Annotated in this window: 22 protein-coding genes and 1 tRNA gene; 10 read left to right on the plus strand and 13 right to left on the minus strand. The window is 68.1% G+C overall.

What is annotated here, in order from left to right:
* Positions 1 to 48: 48 nt before the first annotated feature.
* The 3 genes from AB0M22_RS44000 to AB0M22_RS44010 form a co-directional block, all read right to left on the minus strand.
* A complete protein-coding gene (locus AB0M22_RS44000; RefSeq protein ID WP_364739502.1) occupies positions 49 to 1,212 on the minus strand; it encodes a hypothetical protein in 1,164 nt (387 codons plus the stop codon).
* Between the two features lie 86 nt (positions 1,213 to 1,298).
* Positions 1,299 to 1,691 (minus strand): thioesterase family protein, encoded by a 393-nt coding sequence (locus tag AB0M22_RS44005; protein WP_364739548.1) that lies wholly within the window; start codon positions 1,689 to 1,691, stop codon positions 1,299 to 1,301.
* Between the two features lie 26 nt (positions 1,692 to 1,717).
* On the minus strand, positions 1,718 to 2,671 hold the full coding sequence (locus tag AB0M22_RS44010; protein WP_364739504.1) for an AraC family transcriptional regulator: 954 nt from the start codon (positions 2,669 to 2,671) through the stop codon (positions 1,718 to 1,720).
* Between the two features lie 81 nt (positions 2,672 to 2,752).
* Here AB0M22_RS44010 and AB0M22_RS44015 point away from each other — a divergent pair, with 81 nt between their 5' ends.
* Together AB0M22_RS44015 and AB0M22_RS44020 are read left to right on the plus strand one after the other, a co-directional pair.
* Positions 2,753 to 3,595, plus strand: coding sequence for an NAD(P)H-binding protein (locus AB0M22_RS44015; protein WP_364739506.1), 843 nt, complete (start codon positions 2,753 to 2,755; stop codon positions 3,593 to 3,595).
* Positions 3,596 to 3,778: 183 nt separating this feature from the next.
* Positions 3,779 to 4,981, plus strand: coding sequence for an MFS transporter (locus AB0M22_RS44020; protein ID WP_364739508.1), 1,203 nt, complete (start codon positions 3,779 to 3,781; stop codon positions 4,979 to 4,981).
* 7 nt (positions 4,982 to 4,988) lie between these two features.
* Here the strand turns inward: AB0M22_RS44020 and AB0M22_RS44025 are convergent, their stop codons facing one another.
* The 6 genes from AB0M22_RS44025 to AB0M22_RS44050 form a co-directional block, all read right to left on the minus strand.
* Positions 4,989 to 5,747 (minus strand): hypothetical protein, encoded by a 759-nt coding sequence (locus tag AB0M22_RS44025; protein WP_364739510.1) that lies wholly within the window; start codon positions 5,745 to 5,747, stop codon positions 4,989 to 4,991.
* Positions 5,748 to 5,855: 108 nt separating this feature from the next.
* Entirely contained in the window at positions 5,856 to 6,986 is a 1,131-nt protein-coding gene (locus tag AB0M22_RS44030) for a DUF5925 domain-containing protein (RefSeq protein WP_364739511.1), read from the minus strand.
* An 84-nt stretch (positions 6,987 to 7,070) separates the two neighbouring features.
* A complete protein-coding gene (locus AB0M22_RS44035; RefSeq protein ID WP_364739513.1) occupies positions 7,071 to 7,664 on the minus strand; it encodes a hypothetical protein in 594 nt (197 codons plus the stop codon).
* A gap of 106 nt (positions 7,665 to 7,770) precedes the next feature.
* Entirely contained in the window at positions 7,771 to 9,186 is a 1,416-nt protein-coding gene (locus AB0M22_RS44040; protein WP_364739550.1) for an NAD(P)(+) transhydrogenase (Re/Si-specific) subunit beta, read from the minus strand.
* Positions 9,187 to 9,203: 17 nt separating this feature from the next.
* Positions 9,204 to 9,518: an NAD(P) transhydrogenase subunit alpha gene (locus AB0M22_RS44045; RefSeq protein ID WP_364739515.1), complete on the minus strand. Its 315-nt coding sequence runs from the start codon at positions 9,516 to 9,518 to the stop codon at positions 9,204 to 9,206.
* Complete coding sequence (locus AB0M22_RS44050) at positions 9,518 to 10,636, minus strand: Re/Si-specific NAD(P)(+) transhydrogenase subunit alpha (RefSeq protein ID WP_364739517.1); 1,119 nt, start codon at positions 10,634 to 10,636, stop codon at positions 9,518 to 9,520. Before AB0M22_RS44050 ends, AB0M22_RS44045 begins: the two co-directional genes overlap by 1 nt.
* Positions 10,637 to 11,043: 407 nt before the next feature.
* Here AB0M22_RS44050 and AB0M22_RS44055 point away from each other — a divergent pair, with 407 nt between their 5' ends.
* From AB0M22_RS44055 to AB0M22_RS44065, 3 genes are read left to right on the plus strand one after another with little or no spacing between them, the layout of a single operon-like run.
* The gene (locus AB0M22_RS44055) at positions 11,044 to 11,535 is read left to right on the plus strand and encodes an HIT family protein (protein ID WP_364739519.1); all 492 of its coding nucleotides are present in this window, start codon (positions 11,044 to 11,046) and stop codon (positions 11,533 to 11,535) included.
* The gene (locus AB0M22_RS44060) at positions 11,532 to 12,371 is read left to right on the plus strand and encodes a maleylpyruvate isomerase family mycothiol-dependent enzyme (RefSeq protein WP_364739521.1); all 840 of its coding nucleotides are present in this window, start codon (positions 11,532 to 11,534) and stop codon (positions 12,369 to 12,371) included. Before AB0M22_RS44055 ends, AB0M22_RS44060 begins: the two co-directional genes overlap by 4 nt.
* Before the next feature lie 6 nt (positions 12,372 to 12,377).
* Positions 12,378 to 13,031, plus strand: a complete 654-nt coding sequence (locus tag AB0M22_RS44065; RefSeq protein WP_364739523.1) for a Type 1 glutamine amidotransferase-like domain-containing protein — start codon at positions 12,378 to 12,380, stop codon at positions 13,029 to 13,031.
* Positions 13,032 to 13,280: 249 nt separating this feature from the next.
* Here the strand turns inward: AB0M22_RS44065 and AB0M22_RS44070 are convergent, their stop codons facing one another.
* Both AB0M22_RS44070 and AB0M22_RS44075 read right to left on the minus strand, forming a co-directional pair.
* Entirely contained in the window at positions 13,281 to 13,784 is a 504-nt protein-coding gene (locus AB0M22_RS44070) for a GtrA family protein (protein WP_364739525.1), read from the minus strand.
* Between the two features lie 57 nt (positions 13,785 to 13,841).
* Positions 13,842 to 14,162: a hypothetical protein gene (locus AB0M22_RS44075; protein WP_364739527.1), complete on the minus strand. Its 321-nt coding sequence runs from the start codon at positions 14,160 to 14,162 to the stop codon at positions 13,842 to 13,844.
* Between the two features lie 229 nt (positions 14,163 to 14,391).
* Between AB0M22_RS44075 and AB0M22_RS44080 the strand changes: the two genes are divergently transcribed.
* From AB0M22_RS44080 to AB0M22_RS44090, 3 genes are all read left to right on the plus strand, one after another.
* Positions 14,392 to 15,750 (plus strand): FAD-linked oxidase C-terminal domain-containing protein, encoded by a 1,359-nt coding sequence (locus tag AB0M22_RS44080; RefSeq protein ID WP_364739529.1) that lies wholly within the window; start codon positions 14,392 to 14,394, stop codon positions 15,748 to 15,750.
* 41 nt (positions 15,751 to 15,791) lie between these two features.
* Complete coding sequence (locus AB0M22_RS44085) at positions 15,792 to 16,076, plus strand: GNAT family N-acetyltransferase (RefSeq protein WP_364739531.1); 285 nt, start codon at positions 15,792 to 15,794, stop codon at positions 16,074 to 16,076.
* A gap of 31 nt (positions 16,077 to 16,107) precedes the next feature.
* Positions 16,108 to 16,180, plus strand: a tRNA-Leu gene (locus AB0M22_RS44090).
* 21 nt (positions 16,181 to 16,201) lie between these two features.
* On the opposite strand, the gene AB0M22_RS44095 is transcribed toward AB0M22_RS44090, so the two are convergent.
* Positions 16,202 to 16,693 carry a MarR family winged helix-turn-helix transcriptional regulator gene (locus tag AB0M22_RS44095; RefSeq protein ID WP_364739533.1) on the minus strand — a complete coding sequence of 164 codons (492 nt, stop codon included), beginning with the start codon at positions 16,691 to 16,693 and terminating at the stop codon, positions 16,202 to 16,204.
* Between the two features lie 130 nt (positions 16,694 to 16,823).
* Between AB0M22_RS44095 and AB0M22_RS44100 the strand changes: the two genes are divergently transcribed.
* Complete coding sequence (locus tag AB0M22_RS44100; protein WP_364739535.1) at positions 16,824 to 17,441, plus strand: hypothetical protein; 618 nt, start codon at positions 16,824 to 16,826, stop codon at positions 17,439 to 17,441.
* 22 nt (positions 17,442 to 17,463) lie between these two features.
* The gene (locus AB0M22_RS44105) at positions 17,464 to 18,279 is read left to right on the plus strand and encodes an SGNH/GDSL hydrolase family protein (protein ID WP_364739536.1); all 816 of its coding nucleotides are present in this window, start codon (positions 17,464 to 17,466) and stop codon (positions 18,277 to 18,279) included.
* A 60-nt stretch (positions 18,280 to 18,339) separates the two neighbouring features.
* On the opposite strand, the gene AB0M22_RS44110 is transcribed toward AB0M22_RS44105, so the two are convergent.
* A partial coding sequence (locus AB0M22_RS44110; protein WP_364739551.1) for a hypothetical protein occupies positions 18,340 to 18,459 on the minus strand: 120 nt, incomplete at its 5' end.

Genomic DNA, 18,459 nt, shown 5'->3' on the forward strand with positions numbered 1-18,459 from the left:
TCGCATGCGATTCGGTATGCGGGAAATCAGGAGGTATGCGGCTCGCGGTTAGCGGTCCTGGGTGACCTCGGGGGCGGTGGGTGGGTGGTCGAGGAGGGTGTCGGGGTTGGCGCGGAGGAACTTGTCGAAGAGGGCGGCTGTGTAGGTGCGGACGAGGGTGGTGGCGCGGGCGGCGGGGATGGGGCCGATGTATTGCTTGGTGGCTGGGCGGGCGGGGTCGGGGACCAGGATGGGGAAGTCGGTGAAGTCGTAGTGGGCCGAGCCCTGGATGGTCAGTTCGCGCTTCCAGCCGGTGCCGTGCTGCCAGAACGCGTTCAACGACGGTTCGGCGTCGCGGACCTCGGCGATCTGCTGGCTCTTCAGCACGAGGACGGGGCGGTCGACGCCTTCGGTGGCGGCGCGGCCGAAGTCCTCGTCGATGCCGATCTGACCGTCGAGGTCGATCGCGGCGTCGATGCGGCGGTCCTCGTGCATGGACTCGACCGCGGTGAATCCGCCGAGGGAATGGCCGATCATGCCGATGCGGTCCAGGTCGAGGGCTCGGTCCAGACCGGAGGGCAGGCTGCGCTGTTCCGCGTCCGGATTTCCGCCCTGCGCGAGCACGGCGAGCGAGTTCAGGACGAGTGTGATGTCGAGCAATCTGGCATCCGCGAATCGGTGCCGAGTTTCCTTGTCGAAGGCGGGCATCGGCGCCGCTCGGACCAGCCGGCCGCCTGGAAACTCCACCACCGGCGCTTCATAGGTGTGGTCGATGGTCACCACCACATATCCGCGGCTGGCGAGATCCTCGGCCAGGCCGGTGCTGATCACCCGCGAGACTCCCGCGCCCGGCGTGAAGAGAAGTACCGGATACGCCGACCCCGCGAGCGCGGGTGCGCCGCTGTGGGAATTGGTGAGCAGACCGGGCAACTCGACGCCGAAACGCTGCTCCAGCGCGGGAATCAGCTCGGTGGACGCGTAGTGCGACAGCGGGTACTTGTCGATCTCGGTGGCCGGGTAGAACACCGACACCATCAACTCACGCGACCGCTCGGGCTCGAACGGATCCGGCCGCGCGCCATCGACGAGATGCAGAACCGTTGTGCCGACCGGAGATTGGCCGCCAGGGCGCGGCAACACCGGCACGCCCAACGGCGAAGCACCAGCGATACCAGCACTTCCCACTACCGCGACAACCGACAACAACACAGCGAACAACCGACTGATCAACATTCCCCCACCACGTGAAGCAAGCTTTCTCGGCGGCCACTCCCAGGCCGCCGTATCGAAGCTAGCAGCAAACCCGTTGCCGCACCGGCTCAGTCGGTGACGAGGGTGGTGGCGGCGGAGCGGATCACAGCCGGGATCTCTACGGGCTTACGGGTTTCCGCGTCTACATAGACGTGCACGAACACGCCGGTGGCGGCCAGCTCCAGTTCGCCGTCGGCGTCGCGGAAGATGGCCAGGTCGTAGGTGATGCTGGAACGGCCGAGGCGGGAGACGCGCAGGCCGACCTGGAGCTGGTCCGGGAAGCTGAGCGAGCCGACGTACTGGCACGACGTCTGCGCGACCACGCCGAGCGCGGGCAGGTCGCGGATGTCGGTGCCGGTGGCGTGCATCAGCCACGCGTTCACCGCGGTGTCGAAGTACGAGTAGTACGTCACGTTGTTCACGTGCCCGTAGTGGTCGTTGTCCGCCCAGCGGGTCGGCATCGGCCAGAGGACCGGATACTGCTGCGTCACCCGGCCGACGATAGCTCAGCGGGGGTGGCGCCCTGCCGGTGGTCGCGCGGGCTGACGCCGAAGTGGCGTTTGAATGCGGTGCTCAGGGCGAAGGCGCTGCCGTAACCGACCTGGCGGGCAATGGATTCGATGGTGGCGTCGGATTCGGCGAGCAGGTCGGCGGCCAGCGCGAGCCGCCACTCGGTGAGGAAGGACATCGGCGGCTCGCCGACCAGGTCGGTGAACCGGCGGGCGAGCGCGGCCCGGGACACCCCGACCGCCTCGGCCAGGCCGGCCACGGTCCAGCCGTGCGCCGGATTGTGTTGCAGCAGCCGCAGCGCCTTGCCGACCAGCGGGTCGCTGTAGGCGTGGTACCAGGCGGGGGCGTCGTTGCGGGCGAACCAGGCGCGCAGGGCGGCGATCAGCACCATGTCCAGCAGGCGGTCGAGCACGGCGCCCTGAGCGGGCTCGTCCTTGATCGCCTCGTCGACCAGGATGTCGAGCAGCCGGGTGTCGAAGTCGCCGCGTTGCAGCACGATGACCGGCGGCAGGGCGCGCAGCAGGCGCTGACTGGCCGCACCGGCCGACTCGTAGGTGCCGGTGACCATCATGGTCGCGCCGTCGGCGTCGGTCCCCCACTGCCGCACGCCGAGACTCATTGTCTCGCAAAGGACTTCACCGTCCAGCGTCTTCGTCACGTTGCCGGGATGGATGAAGATCTGCGGCTCGGTGGCCGGGTCGTCGGCGACCGTGTAATGGTCGGGCCCGCGGAAGATCGCGACGTCGCCTTCGCACAGCTGGCGTGGGGAGTTCTTGCCCAGCATGATCCAGGCGCCACCGCGCACCATCGACACCACGGTGAGCGGCGCCTCGTCCTGAATGTGCAGCGACCACGGCGGCTTCAGCAACGAACACATCAGGAACGCGCCGCGGGCACGTGGACCTTCGAGCAGACTGGCGAGCGCATCCACGCCACCCACAGTAGACGAATACACATGGTCACGAGCCGCTGAACTATGTCTCGTCTCGCCCGCCGCCGATGTAATCGAGCCATGACAAACAGCAACCCAACCGACCTCATCCTCGTCACCGGCGGGACCGGTAAGACCGGCAGCCGCGTCGCCGCCCGGCTCGCGCAGGCGGGGCAGTCGATCCGGATCGGGTCGCGCTCGGCGGAGATCCCGTTCAGCTGGGCAGACCGCGACACCTGGTCCGCCGCGCTCGCCGGCGTAACGGCCGCGTACGTCGCGTTCCAGCCCGACCTCGCGGTGCCCGGCGCCCCCGAGACCCTGCGCGCGTTCGCCGCCGCGGCGAGGCAGAGTGGGGTGCGCAAGCTGGTGCTGCTCTCCGGTCGCGGCGAACCGGAGGCGGTGGAGTGCGAGGAGATGGTGCAGGAATCCGGCCTCGACTGGACCATCGTGCGGTGCAGCTTCTTCGCGCAGAACTTCAGCGAGGGCGCGTTCACCGACTACATCCTGGCCGGGGAGGTCGCGCTGCCCAACGGTGACGTGCCGGAACCGTTCGTGCACACCGACGACATCGCCGAGGTCGCCGTGCTCGCGCTCACCACGGATGGGCATCAGGGTGCGGTCTACGAGCTGACCGGGCCGCGCGCGCTGACCTTCGCCGAGGCGGTCGCGGAGATCGCCGCGGCGACCGGGCGCGATATCGCCTTCATCCCGGTCTCGCGCACGGAATTCGTTGCGGCACTGACCGACTACCAGGTGCCCGCCGACGTGGTCAGCCTGCTCGACTACCTGTTCGGCACGATCTTGGACGGCCGCAACGCGAAGACCGCCGACGGCGTGCGCCGCGCGTTGGGCCGGGAGCCAAGGGATTTCACCGAATACGTCCGTGACACGGCATCGACCGGAATCTGGAACATCCAGGGCTAGTGCGGCGTTGGACCGAGTACAGGCTGTGCAGACGACCCGTGGAGCCGGATCGCAACGGCGCGATCCGGCTTCCGGACCGGCGGGCCGATGATGTCCCGCCCCGGATGCCGCGAGGTTGTGCTGGTCTGGCCGACATCGAGGGGGTGGGGCAAAGATCGAACGATCATCGGTACCGTCGAAATGATGCTGACTCCGACTGCCGATCGACCGACGCGCGTCGCCAGGGCCGCCGTGTTCACGGTGTTCGGCCTGAACGGGTTCCTGCTGGCCATGTGGGTCGTGCACATTCCGCCGATCACCGATCGGACCAGCGTCGCGAAGTCGACGCTGGGGATGTTCATCCTGCTGATGGCCGGCGCGGGCATCGTCGGCATGCGCATCGCCGGCCCGCTCGCCGATCGGTTCGGCAGCCGGACCCTGGTCGCCGCCGCCGCGATCATCGCGTCGGTGGCGGTGGTCGGGCCCGGTCTCGCGACCGGACCGGTCACCTTGGCGATCGCTTTGGCCTGCTTCGGTTTCGGCAACGGCGCGCTGGACGTGTCGATGAATACCCAAGCGGTGCACGTGGAACGGGCGTACGGCCGCCCGATCATGGCGGCCTTTCACGCGCTGTTCTCCGGTGGCGGACTGCTCGGGTCGCTGCTCGGCGCCGCCACCCTGCGCGCCGGGTTGGACATCCGAATCACGTTGACCGTCGCGGCAATCGGCTGCGTGGCGCTGACCTTCGCCGCCCTGCCGCGGCTGCTGCGCGACACCGATCCGAAGCCATCGGCCGCGGACGGGACTGAGCCCGAGGACCGCCTCTCGGTCGCGACAGACGCGCGCGAACACCGCCGAAAAGTATTCGCTCTGGCCATGATCGCCTTCGCCGTCCTGCTCACCGAGGGCGTCGCCGGCGACTGGAGCACCTTGCAGATGCGCGAGCACCTCGACGCCGACGCGGCCACCGCCGCACTGGCTTTCGGCGCGTTCTCGGTCGCGATGACCGCGGGCCGGCTCGCCACGGACCGGGTGAGCGGCGCGTTCGGCCGGGTCGCCGTCGTCCGCTACGGCATGCTCATCTCCGCGCTCGGCCTGACCCTGATCCTGGCCTCCCCGTGGATCCCGCTGACCTTGCTCGGCTGGGCGTTGACCGGCCTCGGCCTGTCCGGCAGCGTCCCGCAGATCTTCACCGCCGCAGGCAATCTCGGCTCCGGCAAGGCCGCGACCGACATGTCGCGGGTGTTCAGCGTCGGCTACCTCGGCCTGCTCGCCGGCCCGGCCGTGATCGGCTGGCTGACCGCGGTGGTCCCCCTGACCACCGCGTTCGCCGTGCCGCTGCTCGCGGTGCTGGTGTGCTGCCGCTATGCCGGAGTCGTCGCCCCGGCCCGCACCGAATCCGGTTGACCCGCCGCTACTTCGGCGGCAGCAGGCACAGCGTGATCGGGTCCGGCTTCGGGTAGATGATGGTGCTGTCCGCGCCGTACTTGGCGCCGCACGCGGACTTGTCCGCCGAGCCGGTGACGACCCGGCCGATCTTGTAGTCCGCGGTCGAGGTGCACGGGACCTTGGTGCTGGCGCCGAGCGGACTGCTGTGCACGCAGTCGCCTTCCTTCACGTTGAGGCGCAGGCAGAGCGTGTATTCGTTGCTGCCGGTCTGGTAGTAGCTGGCGTAGTCCTTGGTCGCGCAGTCCTTGTTCGCGCCGTCGATCCGTTGCGCGACCACATAATTGGCCTCGGGATCGGAGCATTCCTTGGTGGCGAACTCGGCCTTGAACGTGGTGCCGGACAGCTTCGCGCACTCACCGACCGCGACCTTGTCGCCGTCCGGCCGCATCAGCACGGCGGCGCCGACCAGCAGGCCGATCGCGACGAGGACGGCGATCGCGATGAAGACGAATTTGCCTTTGCCGCCGGACCGGGACGGCGGGGCGGGCGGAAAATTGCCGGGCGGAAAACCGGGCTGGCCGGGCGGAAAACCACCCGGCGGAAAGCCACCGGGCGGCGGAAAACCGTTGTTCGGATAGCCGGGTCCGTTATTGGGATGGCCGTATCCCGGCTGCTGCGGCGGATAACCCTGCGGACCCGGCACCTGCGGATAACCCGGCGGCGGCCCGTAACCCGGTCCCCCGGGTTGCCCCGGATACGGATAGTTCGGTGGTGGTGTGGTCATGGATTCCCCTCCCCAGGGTTCACGCAGCTCCACCGCGGGGCGGCGGACGAACCCACAGAATCTAGCCGATCGATCGGCATTGCGGGTGCCCGCCGATTGCCGACTACGTCACAGGTAGAGGCCGGAATTGAGGGGATCTTCGCGCACCGAACGGATCTTGCCGTCGCCGTCGCGCAGCGCCACCAGCTCGGCCAGCGTCGCGCCGTCCGGGCAGGCGGCGTCGGCCGGGGTGTCGGGACGCCGTTCCCGGGCGAGCCAGGCCGCGGACTCGGCGGGCGAGAGCCGGCCGACCTCGAGCTGGGCCAGGCAGCGACCCGGCCGGGTGACCGCGGGGTGCAGCCGGGACAGGTCCTCGTTCGTGGTGATCGCGACCAGCACGTCCCGGCCCTGGCCGAGCATGCCGTCGGTCAGGTTGAGCAGCCGCGAAAGGCCCTGGCCCGCGGTCTCCTTCGCCTCGCCGCGGATCAGCTCGTCGCAGTCCTCCAGCACCAGCATGCGCCAGCGCTTGCTGGTCTCGTCGTCGCCGTCGACCCCGGCCGCCACGTCCATCAGGTAGCCGGGCTTGCCGAACATCACCTCGGGGTCGAGCACGCAGTCGAATTGGCACCACGGCGCCCAGGTCCGGGCGAGCGCGCGCAACGCGGTGGTCTTTCCGGTGCCGGGTGGTCCGTGCAGCAGCACCAGCCGGCCGCGCACGTCGGCCGCGGTCAACGCCATCAGCCGATCCAGCGCGGTCGCGACGTCGCCGGGATAGTTGCCGCGAATGGCCGGCCACTCCGGCGCCGAGATGGCGTGGCCCCGGCGCTGCGGCCCGTGGCCGCCCATGTGCCAGAAGCCCATCTCGATGGTCTCGCCGACCTCCGGCTGCGCGGCCGCGCCCTTGGTCGACTCGGCGAGAATCGCGGCGGCGAGTTCGTCGGTCTCGGCGGTGACCTCGACCATCGCCGACCCGCCCGACCACTTCATCGCGCGCAGCGACCAGCCTGGGCCGACCACCAGGGTCGCGAGGCTGTCGTCCTCGCGCACCGAACGAACCACCTGCCCGTGCTCCGGGCGCAGCAGCGCCTCCGGGTTGATCCGCTCGAAGCGCGCGATGTGCGCGCAGGGTTGATCGCCGCGCAGGAACGGGGACACCGCGAGCGCGTCGATCGTGTCCCGGGTGGTGTAGGCGGAATCGACGGTGACCGCCCACGGGAGCCGCTCGGCCGGATCGGCCGAGGGCTCGCTCGGGTCGATCAACCGAAGAGGCTCATTACGTGCGGACACCTGGAGCATGATCAGGGTTGCCGACCGGCCGTGTCCAGCAAATTAAATCGCGGACGATCATCTTCCGACCTCGCGCAGGCAGATCGTGGTCGGCTCCGGCGTCGAATAGACCAGGCCCCATTGGGCTCTGGTATCGCGCCCGCACAGCAGGCGGTCCAGGGCGCCGGGAACGATCTTGCTCACCCGGTAGCTGCGGGGCGCGCAGGGCGTCTTCCGGCTGACGAACCCGGGCAGGTCCTCGAAGCAGTCGCCTTCGGCCGCGTTGAGCGTCAGGCACAACCGGTAACCGTCCGGCCCGGCCATCTTGTAGTAGGCGTAATCGGCGCTCGGGCAGGCGTCGACGTCGTTGTCCACCCGCAGCGCCACCCGATAGTTGGCCTCCGGGTCGGTGCACGCGGCCTGCGCGAGCTCGGCGGCGTTGGTCGTGCCCCACACCTTCGCGCAGCTCCCGGCGGTGATCCTCGCTTCGCCGGGCGCCGATTTCATGTTGACGACGACACCGACGATCAGGCACACCACCACGCCGACGACGAGCACGGCGAGCTTGACGATCCACCGCGCGCGCCACGGTCTACGGCGCGCCGGGACCGCGACCTCGAGACCCGTTGCGCCGTCACCGGTTTCGGCGGGCGGCGGAAAGCCCTGCGACATAGCTGTTTCCCCCTGAGGCGATTAGGTCCGGATGAAACTATCTCACGATCGAAAAACGACCCCCCGCCCTGATCGGCGGAGGGTCGTTCGCGTGAATCCGGCTGCCTTACAGCGCCTTCAGTTCCTCGGTGACCGCGCCGACGGACTTCTTCGCGTCGCCGAACAGCATGGAGGTGTGATCGGCGTAGAACAGCGGGTTGTCGATGCCGGCGAAGCCGGAGTTCATCGAGCGCTTGAGCACGATGACGCTCTTGGCCTGGTCGACGTTGAGCACCGGCATGCCGTAGATCGGGCTGCTGGCGTCCTCGCGAGCGGCTGGGTTGGTGACGTCGTTCGCGCCGATGACCAGGGCGACATCGGTGCGGGAGAACTCGCCGTTGATGTCGTCCATCTCCTTGAGCGCGTCATAGGAGACCTCGGCCTCGGCCAGCAGCACGTTCATGTGACCGGGCATGCGACCGGCGACCGGGTGGATGGCGTACTTGACCTCGACGCCCTTGGCCTCGAGCAGGGCCGCCATCTCCTTGACCGCGTGCTGGGCCTGGGCCACGGCCATGCCGTAACCGGGGACCACGATGACCTGGTTGGCGTAGGCCATCTGGATCGCCGCGTCCGCCGCGGAGGTGGCCTTGGCCTGCTTGGCCTCGCCGTCGCCGCTCGCGCCGGGAGCCGTTCCGCCGCCGCCGAATCCGCCCGCGACGATGGCCGGGATGGACCGGTTCATCGCCTTGGCCATCAGGTTGGTCAGGATGGTGCCGGACGCGCCGACGATCATGCCCGCCACGATCATCGCGGTGTTGTTCAGCGCCAGACCCGCTGCGGCGGCCGACAATCCGGTCAGCGCGTTGAGCAGCGAGATGACCACGGGCATGTCCGCGCCGCCGATCGGCAGCACCACCGCGAGGCCGAGCACACCGGCCAGCACGAGCACCGCGATCATCCACAGTTGGGACACACCGTCATTGGTGGCGCCGATGCCGATCACCACGGCCGCGGCGACCGCGCCGATCAGCAGCAGCAGGTTCAGCGGCTGCTGCAACTTGCCCAGTCCGAGCGGACGCCCGGGCAGGATCTCCTGCAACTTGCCGAACGCGATCAGCGAGCCCCAGAACGAGATCGAGCCGATGATCGCGGCGAACAGCGAGCCGACCACGATGTGCACCGTGGGCTCCTCGTCGAAGTGCGAAAAGCCTTGGCTGTTGATGAATTCCGACCACGCGATGAGCGCGACCGTGCCGCCGCCGACGCCGTTGAACGCGGCGACCAGCTGGGGCATGGCGGTCATCTTGGTGAACTTGGCCGGCGGCACGCCCAGGGCGATGCCGACCACCAGGCCGGCGATGATCAGGATCCAGTTGCTGGTGTGGCGCACCGAGATCAGCGTCGCGACCACGGCGATGAACATGCCGACCGCCGCGATCAGGTTGCCGCGCACCGCGGTCTTCGGGCCGGTCAGGCCCATCAGACCGTAGATGAACATGCCGAAGGCGATGATGTAGAGGCCGTTGACCAGGTAGGTCACATTGTCGAAGGTATGCATCACTTCTCCGCCTTGGCCGGGGCCGCTTTTTTGCCCTTGAACATGCCGAGCATGCGGTCGGTCACCACGAAACCACCGATGACGTTGAGGGTTCCGAACACGACGGCGACGAACAGGATGATCTGGGTCAGGATCGACGGATCCTGCACGTTGCCCAGGGTGACCAGCGCGCCGAGTACGACGATGCCGTGAATGGCGTTGGTACCGGACATCAGTGGGGTGTGCAGGGTGTTGGGCACCTTGGAGATGACGGCGAACCCGACGAACCCGGACAAGACCAGGATCGCGATGTTCGCGAGCAGTTCGGTGTACATCAGGCTTCCACCTCACGGGTCACGCAGGAATCGGCGAGCACCTGGTCACTGAAGTCCGGTGCGAGCTTTCCGTCGACCAGCATCAGTTCCAGCAGCGCCGAGATGTTCTTCGAGTACAGCTCGCTGGCGTGCTCGGGCATGGTGGCCGGCAGGTTCAGCGGCGAGGCGATGGTGACCTCGTGCTTGACCACGACCTCGCCGGGTTCGGTGAGTTCGCAGTTGCCGCCGGTCTCCCCGGCCAGGTCGACGATCACGCTGCCGGGCTTCATGCCCTCGACCGCGGCGGCGGTCACCAGGCGCGGCGCGGGGCGACCCGGCACCAGCGCGGTGGTGATCACCACGTCGAAACCCTTGATCGCGTCTTCCAAAGCCTGTTGCTGCTTTGCCTTTTCCTCGTCGGTGAGCTCGCGGGCGTAACCGCCCTCGCCGGCGGCGTCGATGCCGAGATCGAGCCACTGCGCGCCGACCGAGCGCACCTGATCGGCAACCTCGGGACGCACGTCGTAACCGGTGGTGCGGCCGCCGAGGCGCTTGGCCGTGGCCAGCGCCTGGAGTCCGGCGACGCCGACACCGAGCACCAGCACGGTCGCGGGCTTCACCGTGCCCGCGGCGGTGGTGAGCATCGGGAAGAAGCGGGTCGATTCGGACGCGGCCAGCAGCACGGCCTTATATCCGGCGACGTTGGCCTGCGAGGACAGCGCGTCCATCACCTGCGCGCGCGAGATGCGCGGGATCGCCTCGACCGCGAAGGCCTGCACCCCGGCGGCTTTCAGCTTGCCGATCTGGTTGTCCGCGTTGCGCGGGGCCAGGAAGCCGATCAGGGTCTGCCCGTCGGCCAGCTTCGCCACCTCGGCGTCGCTGGGCGGGGCGACCTTGACGACCACCTCGGCCGACCACGGATCGCCGATCGTGGCGCCGGCCGCTTCGTAGGCGCTGTCGGGAATGAGCGCGCCGAGCCCGGCGCCGGACTCGATCACCACCTGCACGCCCTGCTTCAACAGGGTCGGAATGATCTTCGGCACCAATGCGACACGTCGTTCGCCCGCGTTGGACTCGCGAACGACTCCGACACGCGCGCCGCGTGGCGACTCGTCGCCTACGCTCTGCGTTGTCTCCACTATGTCAGTTCCTTCTCGTGCTGAGCTTCAGGCATCAGATGGGACGACCGGACGATGTTACTTGAGAGTAAGGTCGCCCAAATCCTCGCAACTGTACCTGGCGCTTTGTGCGGAACGCTGAGACGCCCGTCACAAGATCATGCCTGATTCCGCCGGTTTGCCGGATTCTCCAGTTGGCTGCGGACAATGTGGTCACCTCCCGCGCTTTCAGCTGTTCGGATGAGCGCCGGTACTGATGGTTGTCGCTCCGCGGGACCGGAACAAGAGCGCACTCGCGGGTCCCTTACTTACCCGTAGGTTGGACACCAGGTCAGGGCGTGGACGCGAGCCCGAAGAGTGACGTGCGTCATGGGCGATTCGCGGGCGGGGGTGTTCCGCACCGCTCGTACGCCGTAAGGTCCTGCGGTGTGAACGACTGCGTCTTCTGCCGCATCGTGGCCGGCGAGGCCCCGGCAACGAAGGTGTACGAGGACGACATCCTCTGCGCCTTCCTGGATATCCGGCCCATCGCCCGCGGCCACATGCTCGTGGTGCCGAAACAGCACGCCACCGAGCTCGAGGATCTCGACGCCGAATTGGGCGCGTACGTGTTCCGCGCCGGGCACCGGCTCGCCCTCGCCGTGCGTCGCAGCACGCTCGCCGCCGACGGCGCGAACCTGCTGCTCAACGACGGTACGGCCGCCTTTCAGACGGTCCCGCATGTGCACCTGCACGTGATCCCGCGCAAGCACGGCGACAAGTTCCGCTTCGCCACCGGGTTCGTGCTGCGCCGCCCGTACGACACGCAGTCCACCGCGGCCGCCATCCAGGGCGGAATCGCGGCGCTGGAACGCGACGAAAAGCCGGGCCACGGTGGAAAACTGGGCATGGATGCCCCGGACGAAGGAGCGCAGGGATGACCGACCCGACACTGGACCGGACCGAGCTGTCCGCGCACCTGTCCGAACAGTGGGACGCGATCGCCGCGCTGGTCGCCGACCTCGACGAAAACCGGTGGCGCGCATCGACTTCGCTGCCGGGCTGGACCGTGTTCGACGTGGTCGCGCATGTCGTCGGCACCGAATCCTGGCTGCTCGGCGAGCGTCCGCCGCCGCACGACCCGATCACGGCGAAGACCGACGTGAGCACGCTGCCGCACGTGCGCAACGAGACCGCGGTGTTCAACGAGATCTGGGTGGACCGGCTGCGGCCGATGCCGGGCGCACAGCTGCTGGAGGTGTTCCGCGAGATCGTCGAGCGCAGGCGGAAAGCCTTGGCCGCCATGGGCGATGAGGAATGGCAGGCGCTGACCCAGTCGCCGATCGGGCAGGTCAGTTACGGCCGGTTCATGCGGGTGCGGTTGTTCGACTGCTGGATGCACGAGCTCGATCTCGCGGACGCGCTCGGTGTTCGGGTCGAGGAGGGCGGGCCGCGCGGGGAGTTGGCGTTCGCCGAGTTCCTCGGCAGCGTGCCGCGCGTGGTGGTGAAAAAGGGTGGGGCGCCGGACGGTTCGCGGATCACGTTCGCCTTGACCGGATCGCTGGCCAGGACGTTGCATATCCAGGTGGCCGGGCGGGCAGGCTACGTGGACTCGTTCGACGAGCCGGCCGACGTCGAAATCCAGCTGCCCGCCGAGCTTTTCGTTCGCCTCGGCGGCGGGCGCACGACCGCCGACGAACACCTGGACGAGATCAGCATCAGCGGGGACGAGGAACTCGGGCAGCGGCTGGTCCGCAACCTGGCCTTCACGATCTGAGTTCCGGTGCGACTCTTCCTGTCCAGCTACCGATTCGGGGCGCACTACGACCGGCTCGCGGCGATGGTAGGTGAGCCGGGGCGGGTTGCGTTGATTCCCAATGCCTGTGACGCCTGGCCGGAGGCTTGGGCCGGGGCGGTCACCAGCGATCTGGTGCCGCTGCGCAAGCTGGGCTACGCGCCCGAGACCGTCGACCTGCGCGACTTCGTCGGCAACCCGGCGGAATTGGAGCGGACGCTGGCCGAGTTCCCGATGCTGTGGGTGCGCGGCGGCAACACCTTCGTGCTGCGCGCCCAATTCGCCCGCAGCGGAGCCGATCTCGTGCTGCCCAAGCTGCTCGCCGCCGACACGCTAGTGTACGCGGGCTACAGCGCCGGCGCCTGCGTGCTGACTCCGGATCTGCACGGGATCGAGACGGTGGATGATCCCGCCGAGGTCTTCCCGACCTGCGGGATCGAACCGCAGTGGGACGGACTGGGTTTGGTCGATCGCGCGATCGTGCCGCACGTGGACTCCCCCACCGACCCGACCGGCGAATGCGGCGCGCTCGCCGAGTCCTATCGCGCGGCAGGCGTCGCGCACTGGGCACTCACCGACGACGACGCGATCATCGTCGACGGTGACCGGACCGCGGCGCTGCTCAGTCGAGCGGAGTCATGAACGACCACAGCCGCTGCTCCAGGTCGCGCGCACTGTAGTCGCGATAGCCGTAGAACTGGTCGGTGGGCTCGTAGGATCATCACTCCGGCCAGATCCCAGGCGGGATCGTCGAGCGCCGCCGCCCCCTCGTCCAGGCGCAGGCCGAGATTGCGCAGCAGGCCGATCCGATAGAGCCGCTGCACGTCGTCGGTCGAATACAAACCGGTGCCCCGCGCCGCTGCGGCCGGACGGCAACAGGACGCTAGGACCTCACGTCGCGTGAGGTGCAAGTTCGGCGTTGGGCTCGCGGCGGAACACGACCCAGCGCATCGCGCTGTACATGTAGACCGCCTCGCACCCGCCCGCCAGCAGCCTGGCCAGGTGGTATTCGAGACCGAGCGCGGTCAGGCCGCTGCCGACGCCGAGGATGAACGCGACGTAGTTGATCGCGACGACCACGCCGTACACGGCGGCCTGCTTGCCGACCGGCGCGTGCGAATGGAAATTGAACGTGCGGTTGAGCACGAAGCTGAGGCCGAACGCGCAGATGTAGGCGATGGTGATCGACAGCCACACCGGCAGGCCCCACCAGCCGTGGAAAACGGTCAGCAGCACCAGATCGACCGCGAAGGTGAAGCTGTTGATCAGCGCGAAACCGAGGAAGGTCGGGGCGACAAGCCGATTCAGCCCCCACGGCAGCCACGCCACCACGGCCTCGCACCATCGGGTGAACCGGTCCGCGACCGTGTCGGTGGTTCTCGCCAGCTCGTGCACGCAGCCAGCCTGCCAGCGGCAGGTGTCTGCCAGGTGATCACTCGGCGAACTGGGTGTTCAGCTGATCTGGGCCGCCGAGTTTCCGGTCGCGCCGCGGTCGAGTCCGGCCCAGGCGATCAGGCAGCGGCGCTTGGTCACGTCGTCGGCCTCGGTGAGCAGCGTGTCCAGCAGTTCACGCGGGTGGTCGCGCCACTGCGCGGTGAGGTCGGCGAGGGTTTCCTTGCCGAAGATGCCGGAGCGGTCCAGGGCGGTCAGCCATTCGGCGTGGTCGCCGGCGTGGATACGACGCAGCACCGCCGGGTCGATGCCGTCCTCGACGAACTCGCTGGCGAACATCGCGGCGACCAGTTCGCGGCGACCGTGCGATTCGTCCTGCATTCGAAACATCCCTCCGAGTTGCGTTGCGGCGCTGCATGGATCTGCACAGCAGCTCGCGTCACACGAAAATCCGGCGCCCCGCCTGCGGTGCCGGGAGAACTCGATGCCCCGAACAGCAAGCCCTTCCTCGGCATTCTTATCGCGAACCGGCCAGAGCACCACTGTGGCGGGTGACATCACATTCGGTGGCTTACGTGGTCCCGTCGCCTGGGCGGGCTAGCGTGGGGTTGTGGACCTGCATGACCTGATCGACGGACTGCCCGACGGTGCCGTAGTCACCGACCCCGACCTGCTCGCGAGCTACCGGCAGGACTGGGCGCGTGATCCCGACGCCGGAACACCGCTGGCCGTGGTGCGCGCGACCAGCACCGATGATGTCGCCGCGACCCTTCGCTGGGCGCACGAGCGGCGGATTCCGGTCGTGCCGCGCGGCGCGGGTTCCGGGCTGTCCGGCGGCGCAACCGCAGTGGACGGCGGTCTCGTGCTGAGTACCGAGCGGATGCGGGCGATCGCGATCGACCCGGTCACCCGGACCGCGGTGGTCCAACCCGGACTGCTGAACGCCGAGGTCAAGCGTGCGGTCGCCGAGCACGGGCTCTGGTATCCGCCGGACCCTTCGTCGTTCGAGATCTGCTCGATCGGCGGGAACGCGGCCACCAACGCGGGCGGGCTGTGCTGCGTGAAGTACGGCGTGACAACCGATTACGTGCTCGGCATGGAAGTCGTGCTGGCCGACGGAACGGCGCTGCGGCTCGGCGGGCCGCGGCTCAAGGACTCGGCCGGGCTGTCGCTGACCAAGCTGTTCGTCGGCAGCGAGGGCACGCTCGGCATCATCACCGAGCTGACGCTGCGCCTGCTGCCCGCGCAACCCCCGCAGAGCACGGTCGTCGCGACCTTCGCGTCGCTGAGCGCCGCGGTTGACGCGATTCTCGCCATCACCGGTGAATTGCGGCCCTCCATGCTGGAATTCATGGATTCGGTGTCGATCAACGCGGTCGAGGACGAGTTGCGCATGGGGTTGGATCGCGGTGCCGCGGCATTGCTGGTCGCCCGTTCGGACGCGCCGGGCGAATTCGCCAGGCGGGAAGCCGAAATCATGGTTGCCGCATGCGAAAAGGCAGGCGCGGCAGAGGTTTTCCATACCGAGGATCCCGAAGAGGGGGAAGCCTTCACGGCGGCACGACGTTTCGCGATTCCGGCGGTGGAAAAGCTGGGCACGTTATTGCTCGAGGATGTCGGGGTTCCGCTGCCGCGGCTGGGCGACCTGGTGCGCGGCGTCGCCGAGATCGCCGAGCGCAACGACGTGATGGTTTCGGTGATCGCGCACGCCGGCGACGGCAATACGCACCCGCTGATCGTGCACGACCCGGACGACGCGGCCATGACCGAGCGCGCGCACCGGGCGTTCGGCGAGATCATGGACCTGGCGATCGCGCTCGGCGGCACCATCACCGGCGAGCACGGCGTCGGGCGGCTGAAAAAGGCCTGGCTGCCCGATCAGCTCGGCGCCGACGTCATGGCCCTGACCCACCGGATCAAAGACGCACTCGACCCGAACGGCATCCTGAATCCCGGCGCAATTCTCTAGTCCACGGAACATTCCCGGTCGCGAAGGAGTTTCACCAGATCATGACCACCAGGCTCGAGCACAACGTCGACGACACTCGTTTCGAGATCTATCTCGACGACACCCTCGCCGGCTATGCCGACTACGCCCAGCGCGACGATCCGAAGGTCCGCGATTTCCATCACACGATGACCTTTCCCGAATTCCGCGGCCGCGGTGTTGCCGCCCAGGTGGTCGAATACGCGCTGAAGGACTCCCGTGACAACGGGTACTCGGTCATTCCGACGTGCTGGTACGTCGAGAAGTACATCACCGAGCACCGCGAATACGCCGACCTCGTCGGTTAGTACCCGGGTCACCCGTGCGGTGACCTTTCACGCCCTCGTAGCCCAATGGCAGAGGCAACGGATTCAAAACCCGTCCAGTGTCAGTTCGACTCTGACCGAGGGCACAACATGGCAAACATCGGCGGCTATTCCGAGTCGCGATAACCAGGATGAACGCCCGGCGCCAACTCCCGGGCGGCGACGAGCCGATCGAGTAGGTCGGCGAATTGCCGATACTCGGCGTCCGACAGCGCCGCGGTGAGTTCCGTTTCGTGCGCTACCGCCACGGTGGCCAGGCGGGCCAGCAGCTTGCCCGCCGCCGGGGTGAGGTGCAGTTCGTGGTTGCGGCGGTCGGTGGCGCTGCGCCGACGTTCGATGAGCCCCTTGTTGTCCAGGGGATCGATCAGCGCGACCACCCGGCTAGGGACGACGCCGAGTGCCGCGGCGAGTGAGCGCTGACTGCGGCCTGGGTCGGCGGCGATCATCCGCAGGATGCCGACTTCCGGTGGAGTGAGCCCGATTTCGGCGATGCGTTCGGAAAAACGTTGCGTCGCATGCGCGCCCAGCTGGGCAAGGCCGAAGGCCACCGCGCGCATCGGGCGCGCCTGCTCGACAACCTCTTGCTCCGATTCGGCCACGCGGCTATCGTACCCATCGGATAATCGTTCATAGATGAGAACGATTCACAGTCAAGAACGGATTGTCATGGCGCTTTCTGCACCAACTACCCTGGATCGACCAGCGAACAGCCTCGAACCACCGCTCGGTATGCTCGCAGCCGTTGCCGCCGGGCTGTTCGTCGCCGGGCTCGTGCTCAGCACGGTCCTGGCGGGCGGAAGCCCGTTTCCGTCGCCGTTCGGATCGGCCGACGACGCGCTCGCCTACTTCCGCGACCATCCCGGCGCCGTCCGCACCGGCGCGGTGCTGCAATTCGCCAGCGCCATCCCGCTGATCCTCTACGTGGCGGGCGTCACGGCGCGGGTGCGGCGGATCGCCGACGGATTCGCACCGGCGCTCACGACGATCGGCGGCACGCTCGCCGCGGCGTTTCTGATCTGCTCCGCCGTGGTCAGCTGGGTGCTCACCGTGCCGGCCGTGACCACCGACCCGGCACTGACCCGCGCGCTGCACACCCTCGCGTTCCTGTGTGGCGGACCCGGCAATGTGATGCCGACCGGCCTGCTCATCGCGGGAATCGCGCTCAGCGCACTGCCCCGACGACGGCTCGCGCCGTGGCTGCTGACCGCGGGGCTGGTGATCGCGCTCATCGCGCTGTGCACCACCGCGGCGCTGACCGTCACCGCCGCCGCCTTCCTCCTGCCCATCGCCCGCTTCACCGGGATGGCCTGGCTGATCGCCGTGGGCTTCCTGCTCCCCCGCGCGTAGCTCCCACCCCGGAAGGAACATCATGACCACCCAGATGGCCGCCAAGCTGGCCCGATTCCAGCGGCCCGAACTGTCGCTCCCGTTCCTGAACGGCATCGACGACGCACACATCGCGGCACTGTTCGGCCTCACCGCCGACGAATACCACTCGCTGCGTGCGGAATTCGCCGAACAAGCCCGCACCGCAGCGGCCGGACTGCTCACCGAGGCGTGGGTCGCGGGTCAGGTCGATCGACTGCCCTTCGCGCCCGGCGCCCACGTGGTCGCACTCGGCGAGAGCAGCACCGCCGATCGGCTGTCCTGGTTCGAGATCCTGCGGCACCTGCTCGAACTGCGGCGACCGGACGACGGAATCACCCTTACCAACCTGGCCGTCTCCGGGGCGACGACCACGCTGACCTTGAAAAGTATTGCTGCACTGAGCTTCCGGCGGCCGGACTGGGTGCTGTGCCAACTCGGCGCCAACGACGCGCAACGCATCGGCAGCGACGGACCGCGCGTAGTCAGCGCCGAAGAGACAGCGCGCAACCTGAGCCTGCTGCACGACGAGGGTGTGCGATTGAGTGGCGCACACTGGATCTGGATCACCCCGCACGACGTGGACGAGACGCTGATCGCCACCTACCCACCCTTCCAGCAAGCGCAGATCAGCTGGCGCACAAAGGATCACGAGGAGACGGCGCAGTTTTTGCTCGACCGGCCAGAACCAACCGTCGACACCCTCGCGGTCACGCACCCCCGCTCGGGCCTGTTCGAACCGGACGGCGTGCACCTCACCCCCGCAGGACAAGTAGCCGTCACCCGCGTCGTCGTATCCGCGCTCGCCGAAATCCCCTGACCGGCAACGAAAAGGCGGTGCCGAGAACGAATCTCGGCACCGCCTTTATCGAACCTACGGTCAGCGCAGGAGAGCGCGGGACATCACCAGACGCTGGATCTGGTTGGTGCCCTCGTAGATCTGGGTGATCTCTCCGCCGGTTTTTAGCGGCCAGGCGAAACATCGCGGAAATACCCGTTG

The sequence above is a fragment of the Nocardia sp. NPDC051756 genome, from assembly GCF_040681495.1.
GTDB lineage: Bacteria > Actinomycetota > Actinomycetes > Mycobacteriales > Mycobacteriaceae > Nocardia.